Origin of the sequence: Psychrobacter sp. Ps4 (genome assembly GCF_022129285.1) — a bacterium.
In the GTDB taxonomy this organism is placed as follows: domain Bacteria; phylum Pseudomonadota; class Gammaproteobacteria; order Pseudomonadales; family Moraxellaceae; genus Psychrobacter; species Psychrobacter immobilis_A.
The window spans coordinates 78,630-85,363 of the sequence record NZ_JADQAK010000015.1; the positions used below are offsets into that span (position 1 = coordinate 78,630).

The 6,734-nt window shown below is 44.4% G+C and carries 5 protein-coding genes; 3 read left to right on the forward strand and 2 right to left on the reverse strand.

The genetic code is table 11. The features are described 5' to 3' along the window. The first annotated feature begins 48 nt into the window (after positions 1-48). The 3 genes from hisG to hisC all read left to right on the forward strand — a co-directional run bounded on the left by hisG (position 49) and on the right by hisC (position 3,542). Positions 49-744: an ATP phosphoribosyltransferase gene (gene hisG, locus I3252_RS09920; protein ID WP_045447985.1), complete on the forward strand. Its 696-nt coding sequence runs from the start codon at positions 49-51 to the stop codon at positions 742-744. A gap of 289 nt (positions 745-1,033) precedes the next feature. Then, a complete protein-coding gene (hisD, locus tag I3252_RS09925; protein WP_238035069.1) occupies positions 1,034-2,329 on the forward strand; it encodes a histidinol dehydrogenase in 1,296 nt (431 codons plus the stop codon). A 79-nt stretch (positions 2,330-2,408) separates the two neighbouring features. Next, a complete protein-coding gene (gene hisC / locus I3252_RS09930; RefSeq protein ID WP_238035070.1) occupies positions 2,409-3,542 on the forward strand; it encodes a histidinol-phosphate transaminase in 1,134 nt (377 codons plus the stop codon). Between the two features lie 124 nt (positions 3,543-3,666). On the opposite strand, the gene I3252_RS09935 is transcribed toward hisC, so the two are convergent. Further along, positions 3,667-5,367 carry an anthranilate synthase component I family protein gene (locus tag I3252_RS09935; protein ID WP_238035071.1) on the reverse strand — a complete coding sequence of 567 codons (1,701 nt, stop codon included), beginning with the start codon at positions 5,365-5,367 and terminating at the stop codon, positions 3,667-3,669. Between the two features lie 2 nt (positions 5,368-5,369). Next, positions 5,370-6,605 (reverse strand): beta-ketoacyl-ACP synthase II, encoded by a 1,236-nt coding sequence (locus tag I3252_RS09940; protein WP_201540647.1) that lies wholly within the window; start codon positions 6,603-6,605, stop codon positions 5,370-5,372. Between the last annotated feature and the right edge of the window lie 129 nt (positions 6,606-6,734).

Below are 6,734 nucleotides of genomic sequence, written 5' to 3' on the forward strand. Positions count from 1 at the left end.
AAGCCCCCTTCAGCGGGGGTGTTAACTGCACATGGACACGATGTCATTATGACTGAAGCAAGCAATAGCCTACCAAATGATGGTTTATTAAATGAAGTAAATGATGAGTTTTCAGGCTTAACACTGGCCTTATCAAAAGGTCGTATTCTAGAAGAGACCATGCCATTGCTACGCGCAGCTGGTGTTGAGTTATTAGAAGATCCTGAAGCCTCACGCAAACTTATTTTTCCAACCTCAAACCCCAATGTGCGTGTATTGATTTTGCGTGCCAGTGATGTGCCAACCTACGTTGAGCATGGTGCGGCTGACTTTGGGGTGGCGGGTAAAGATGTGTTGCTTGAACATGGTGCCAACCATGTCTATGAATTGCTTGATTTGCAAATTGCTCAGTGTAAGTTGATGACAGCTGGCGTAAAAGATGCGCCGCTACCCAATCGTCGCCTACGTATTGCGACCAAATACGTCAATGTTGCCCGCGCTTACTTTGCCAGCCAAGGTCAGCAAGTAGATGTGATTAAACTGTATGGCTCTATGGAGCTTGCGCCGTTGGTCGGGTTGGGTGATTTGATCGTCGATGTGGTTGATACAGGTAATACGTTGCGCGCCAACGGTCTTGAAGCACGCGACCATATTTGCGATGTGTCCTCACGCCTTATCGTCAATCAAGTGAGCTACAAGCGTAAATTTGCGTTACTTGAGCCGATTTTAGATAGCTTCAAAAATAGCATTGCCAGCGCTTCATAAATTAATTCCTAATGAATCAATGTCTTATCAAATGATACTAATCATTGGTAATCTCAAGCATTGTCATACAAATTTTTAAACCAGTTTAGCGCTATAAGATAGATATAGCGTGCTAAACTGGTTTTGTTATATTTGCTTGCCAGAAAGTATGAGGTTAGTATAATCTGAACAAACTAAATATATAAAAACTGGTATATCAGCCATCACAATTATTATTAATACTCAATACCCCTCATTTTTACGTCGCTAATTTTCAGCAGTCTTTTATGCTCAGATATAGGATTATGTCATGCGCCAACTAAGTACCCAAGATGTCGATTTTGACAGTCAGTTGACAGAGTTACTTGCCTTTGAAACCGTCAATGATGCCGATTTACTTAAGACCGTTGATGATATCATCGCGCAAGTTCGGCATGATGGTGATCGCGTCGTACTGGCGTTAACCCAGCAATTCGATCAGCATCCAGCGACGACGATGCAAGAGCTAGAGCTGTCTAAAGAGGCGCTTGCTGAAGCGTTTGCGAATCTTGATGATACAGTAAAATTGGCATTGACCACTGCAGCAACGCGTGTGCAGACCTTTCATGAACGCCAAGTACAAGAGACTTGGCAGTATGAAGATGAGCTTGGTAATCGCTTGGGTCAAAAAGTCACTGCACTTGATCGAGTAGGCATCTATGTCCCTGGTGGTTTGGCCTCTTATCCGTCTTCGGTATTGATGAATGCCATTCCTGCCAAAGTGGCGGGTGTTAAAGAGGTCATCATGGTGGTGCCAGCGCCAAAAGGCGTGCTTAATCCATTGGTATTGGCAGCTGCGCATTTGGCACAAGTCGACCGTGTCTTTACTATCGGCGGTGCGCAAGCGGTTGCTGCCTTGGCGTATGGTACCGAAACGATTCCAGCGGTGGATAAAATCACTGGCCCTGGTAATAAATATGTTGCAGCGGCAAAGCGCGCGGTATTTGGTCAAGTTGGGATTGATATGATCGCTGGTCCCTCTGAAGTATTGGTCTATGCAGAAGGCGAGGCGCAAGATCGCGCCGATTGGTTGGCGATGGATTTATTGTCACAAGCTGAACATGACCGTATCGCTCAAGCTATCTTTGTCACGACCAGTGAACAGCAGCTTGCAGACGTCGCGGCTGAAATTGAAAAAGCGCTGGCAGAGTTGCCAAAAGCCGATATCGCCCGCGATTCGCTAAAAAATCGTGGCGCACTTATTTTAGTCAAAGACCGCGTTGAAGGCATGGCGGTGATTAATCGGGTTGCCCCTGAACATTTAGAGTTGTCAGTTGATCATCCTGATGCGCTACTCAACGATATTCGTCATGCAGGTGCTATTTTCATGGGACGTCACACGCCTGAGGCGATTGGTGACTACTGTGCAGGACCCAATCACGTGTTGCCAACATCTGGCACCGCGCGTTTCTCTTCACCGCTTGGTGTTTATGATTTCCAAAAGAAATCCTCTATTATTTATTGTACTGAATCCGGTAGTAAGCCATTGGCTGAGACCGCAGATATTTTAGCGCAACGTGAGGACTTAGAAGCCCATGCGCGCTCAGCCCGTTATCGTTATCAGTAACGTGGCTTAATGATTACTTTTGAATTGTACTTTTGAGATTTATATTTAATAATTTATGTGGCTAATAGTAGGATAACTTATGAGTGAGTTAAAGATAGACACCAGACTTTGGTCATCTAAAGCGCGTAATTTGTCACCTTACGTTCCTGGTGAGCAGCCTCAGCATGAAAATTTATGCAAATTAAATACCAATGAAAACCCATTCCCGCCGTCACCAAAAGTAGGCGAGGCAATCGCAAAGGTTCTAGAGCAGCAAGCGGATGATCTGCGTTTATATCCAGCGCCTGAGTCTGATGATTTGCGTGCCGCATTGGCACAACTTTATGATATTGATATCAACCAAGTGTTTGTTGGCAATGGCTCTGATGAAGTATTGGCGCTAGTATTTGCCAGCTTTTTCCTAAAAGAGCGACCTGTTTTAGCACCCGATATCAGCTATAGTTTCTATCCAGTCTATGCGCAGACCTTTGGTATCGAGCTGGTACAAATCGCCTTGGAAGAAGATTTTAGTATTGATCCTGATGCTTATCGCCAGCCTTGTAGCGGCATCATCATTGCCAATCCAAATGCCCCAACTGGACTGCTATTATCACTTGCCGATATTCGCAAGCTGGCTAGTGAGCACTCAAACTCAGTGATTGTGATTGATGAGGCTTATATTGATTTTGCACGGGTAGTTGACGGTAGCTCAGATGAAGAAATTTCAGCAGTGAGCTTAATCAATGAGTTTGACAACATTCTTGTGACCCAAACTTTTTCAAAGTCACGTTCGCTCGCTGGATTACGTGTTGGTATGGCTTTTGGCAATGCCTCATTGATTGAAGCCTTAACCCGTATGAAAAACAGCTTTAATAGCTATCCACTGGATAAGCTGGCGCAAGTAGGGGCGACTGCCAGTGTATTGGATGTCGAATATTTTACCCAGACCTGTCAGCAAGTCATCGACTTACGCCACTCTCTGACAGCAGAGCTGACAGCGTTAGGTTTTGATGTGTTGCCATCGCATGCCAACTTTGTTTTTGCCCGTCCTAAAGACGGTAATGCCAATACGGTAGCGAATGCGTTACGTGAGCAAGGTATCATCGTCCGTCATTTTGACAAGCCACGCATCAATGAGTATTTGCGTATCACTACCGGTACAGCAGAGCAAAACAATCGTTTGATAGATGCTTTACAGACGTTGCAAAAAGAGGCTGAAATCATTGCTGATTAATATCTGGTTCGCGATTTAAATCTTGATAATTGCATCACGATGCTTGTATTGATAAAAAAGCCTGCCAGCATCATGTTGCGCAGGCTTTTTGATGGATTTCTCCGATCATGTTTTTAGAACAATCTTAAGGGTATTTGTGGATATTTTCTTGAGTTAAAACGCTTAATAGATTACCGACTTTATCCAAACATTCTTGGTATTCAGCATCGCAATCAGAGGCGACAGTGATACCACCGCCTGCCCATAAGCTGAGATGTCTTTTTTTATCCAACTTATCATGTGATGAAGTGTTAGCTTGCAGCGTACGAATGAGTACATTCCATTGACCACTACCATCAAAGTTCATATAGCCCAATGTGCCGCAATAAGCACCGCGCGGCGCAGTTTCTAGTTCAGATATAATTTCAACCGCTCGCTTTTTTGGTGTGCCAGTAATTGAGCCAGCAGGCAAACTACCAAACAAAACGGCGAGTGGGTGAGTGTCCGTCTGTAATTCTGCGGTAATGGTGCTGACCATATGGTGCACATTGCTAAAACTCTCAATCGCGAATAACTGCGGCACTTTTACGCTGCCAATCTTGGCATATTTACCCAAGTCATTACGCAATAAATCGACAATCATCACATTTTCGGCGCGATCCTTTTCACTATCAGTCAGTTGCTGTTTATAAGCATGGTCTTGTTGAATATTGGTGCTGCGCGGCATGGTCCCTTTGATGGGCTTAGTGATGATATGGTGCTTGCCAGTATCGATATCCTTGGTAAATGTAAAAAACAACTCAGGCGAGCAACTCAATAACTCAAACGGATGCTGGGACGTATTATCTTTGATTTCAGGGTTAAAGGGATTAACCGCTAAGTATCCGGCAAAAGGTGCTTGGGTATTACGATGTAAAGCAGGTAAGTAATCAATCAGCATCGGCAAAGTGCCATTATCACTAGGATTATGATCAAAAAAACCTTGCCATTCTTGAGTTAGGTTGATTTGATAACAGTCGCCTTGCTGTAGATATTTTTGGGTTCGATTGAATGCTTGTTGATAGTCTTGTTTGCGCCATCTTGATTTTAATACTAAAGGAGCAGGCAGTGGTGATGCTGTCAGTTGTGTTTTATTGAGACAGCCATCAGTCAGCTTTTTATCTACTATATCTAAATAAGAGACAAGTGCCGTGATCATTTTATTTTTTTGCTGATTATCAGAGTCGTTTTCAGAGTCGTTAGCAGTTGCCTTTATCGTTAATTTCCAACCTGTGTTGCCATGATTTTCCTCAGGTGCTAGGTAAATATCGTAATGTGCTAATACGGCACAAGGCTGTGCTGCTCGCTCAATTTTGGCGGCCGGACTTAGCTCATGAGCCGCAATATCATAACCAATAAAACCTATCAAACCATGATGATAACTTGGTTTTTCATTTAAATCGCTTACTGATTCTGGGTTTTCATTATCAGTATCATAAGTTTGACTATAACTGATTAATTCATCTTGCCAGTCGCTATAACTCATATGAGTGATATCATTGTGAACGGCGTCACGGCAGGTTTTTGTGACTTGATAAAGGGCTGCTTGTTCGTTCGAGTTTGACGTTTTTTCAGCACAATCATAAACAAACCAGCTTACTTTTGGCAATAAGCCAATCACTGGTTGACCATCATTGTTGAGCCAAACCAATTGCCAGTTTGCCTCAGTATCTTGTGCGATCAAATACTGCTGTAGCAGCGGCATAAGTTCTGCAGACGATAGGTCACCAAAACGCCAGCTAGGTTTAGTAGCTGGCGATGGATCAGACATCATTTGCTCAGTTTTGAGAGGATGTGCTACGAGCATAGTTAGGCGTCAAACTTTTTAATGATTAATGTGGCATTAGTACCGCCAAAGCCAAAGCTGTTGCTCATTAGCGTCTCAAGCTTGGCTTCACGCATTTCGGTGACAATATCAAAGCCTTCAGCCGCAGGGTCTAAATTATCAACATTGATACTGGGCGCAATGAAGCCTTCTTGTAACATCAATAAGCAATAAATTAGCTCTTGCGCGCCAACGGCACCGAGGCTATGACCTGTCATAGATTTGGTAGAGCTGATCGCAGGTACTTGACTGATATCGTCGCCAAATGCTTTAGCAATGGCTTTAAGCTCAGTGATGTCACCTAACGGTGTGCTGGTACCGTGGCTATTGATATAGTCGACAGTTTGCAAACCAGCTTCGGCTAGTGCTTGCTGCATACAGCGTACGGCACCTTCACCACTTGGCGCAACCATTTCAGCACCATCAGAGCTGGCACCATAACCGACGATTTCAGCCAATATGTTGGCACCACGTGCTTGTGCATGTTCTAGACTTTCAACCACGACCATCGCACCACCAGCAGCAATCACGAAGCCATCACGATCTTTATCATAAGCTCTTGAGGCGCGCTGCGGTGTCTCATTATACTGCGTACTGACTGCACCCATCGCATCAAACATACAAGACTGTGTCCAATGTTCCGCTTCGCTACCGCCGGCGAGTATCACATCTGCTTTGCCTAACTGAATAAGTTCAGCCGCATGACCGATACAGTGCGTTGAGGTGGCGCAAGCAGAGGTGAGCGAGTAGGAGACGCCTTGGATTTTTAAACCTGTTGCCAGTGCCGCTGATACTGAGCTGCCCATCGTTTTTGGCACAGCCATCGCGCCGACACCGCGCAGACCTTTATCCCGCATGGCATCTATGGCATTGACAATATTCTCTGTCGATGCGCCGCCAGAGCTTGCGACCACGCCCACGCGTGGATTATTATTGATGGTTTCAAGCGACAAACCAGACTGCTCAATGGCATTTAAAGCACTGACATAAGCGTATAGACTGGCATCACTAAAAAACCGCTTCAACTTACGATCGATACCACTAGTATCAAGCGTCGACTGGTCGATACTGCCGCTAACGTGTGATTTAAACCCATGCTCAGCATAAGCCTCATTAAATGTAATGCCAGACTGCCCTTGCTTTAGAGCGGCAGTAACCGTGGCTAAATCATGTCCGATACAAGAGACGATCCCTGCTCCAGTGATAACAACGCGGCGCATATTCTATTCCTTATGAGTAACGATTTTTCACAATTATTTTTAATAATCGTTTTTAAGTATGTATTTCTATTTAAGGGGCTGTAGTAGATAAGGATTAAACATCACACCATATTCTCAGAGTTTTAAGCT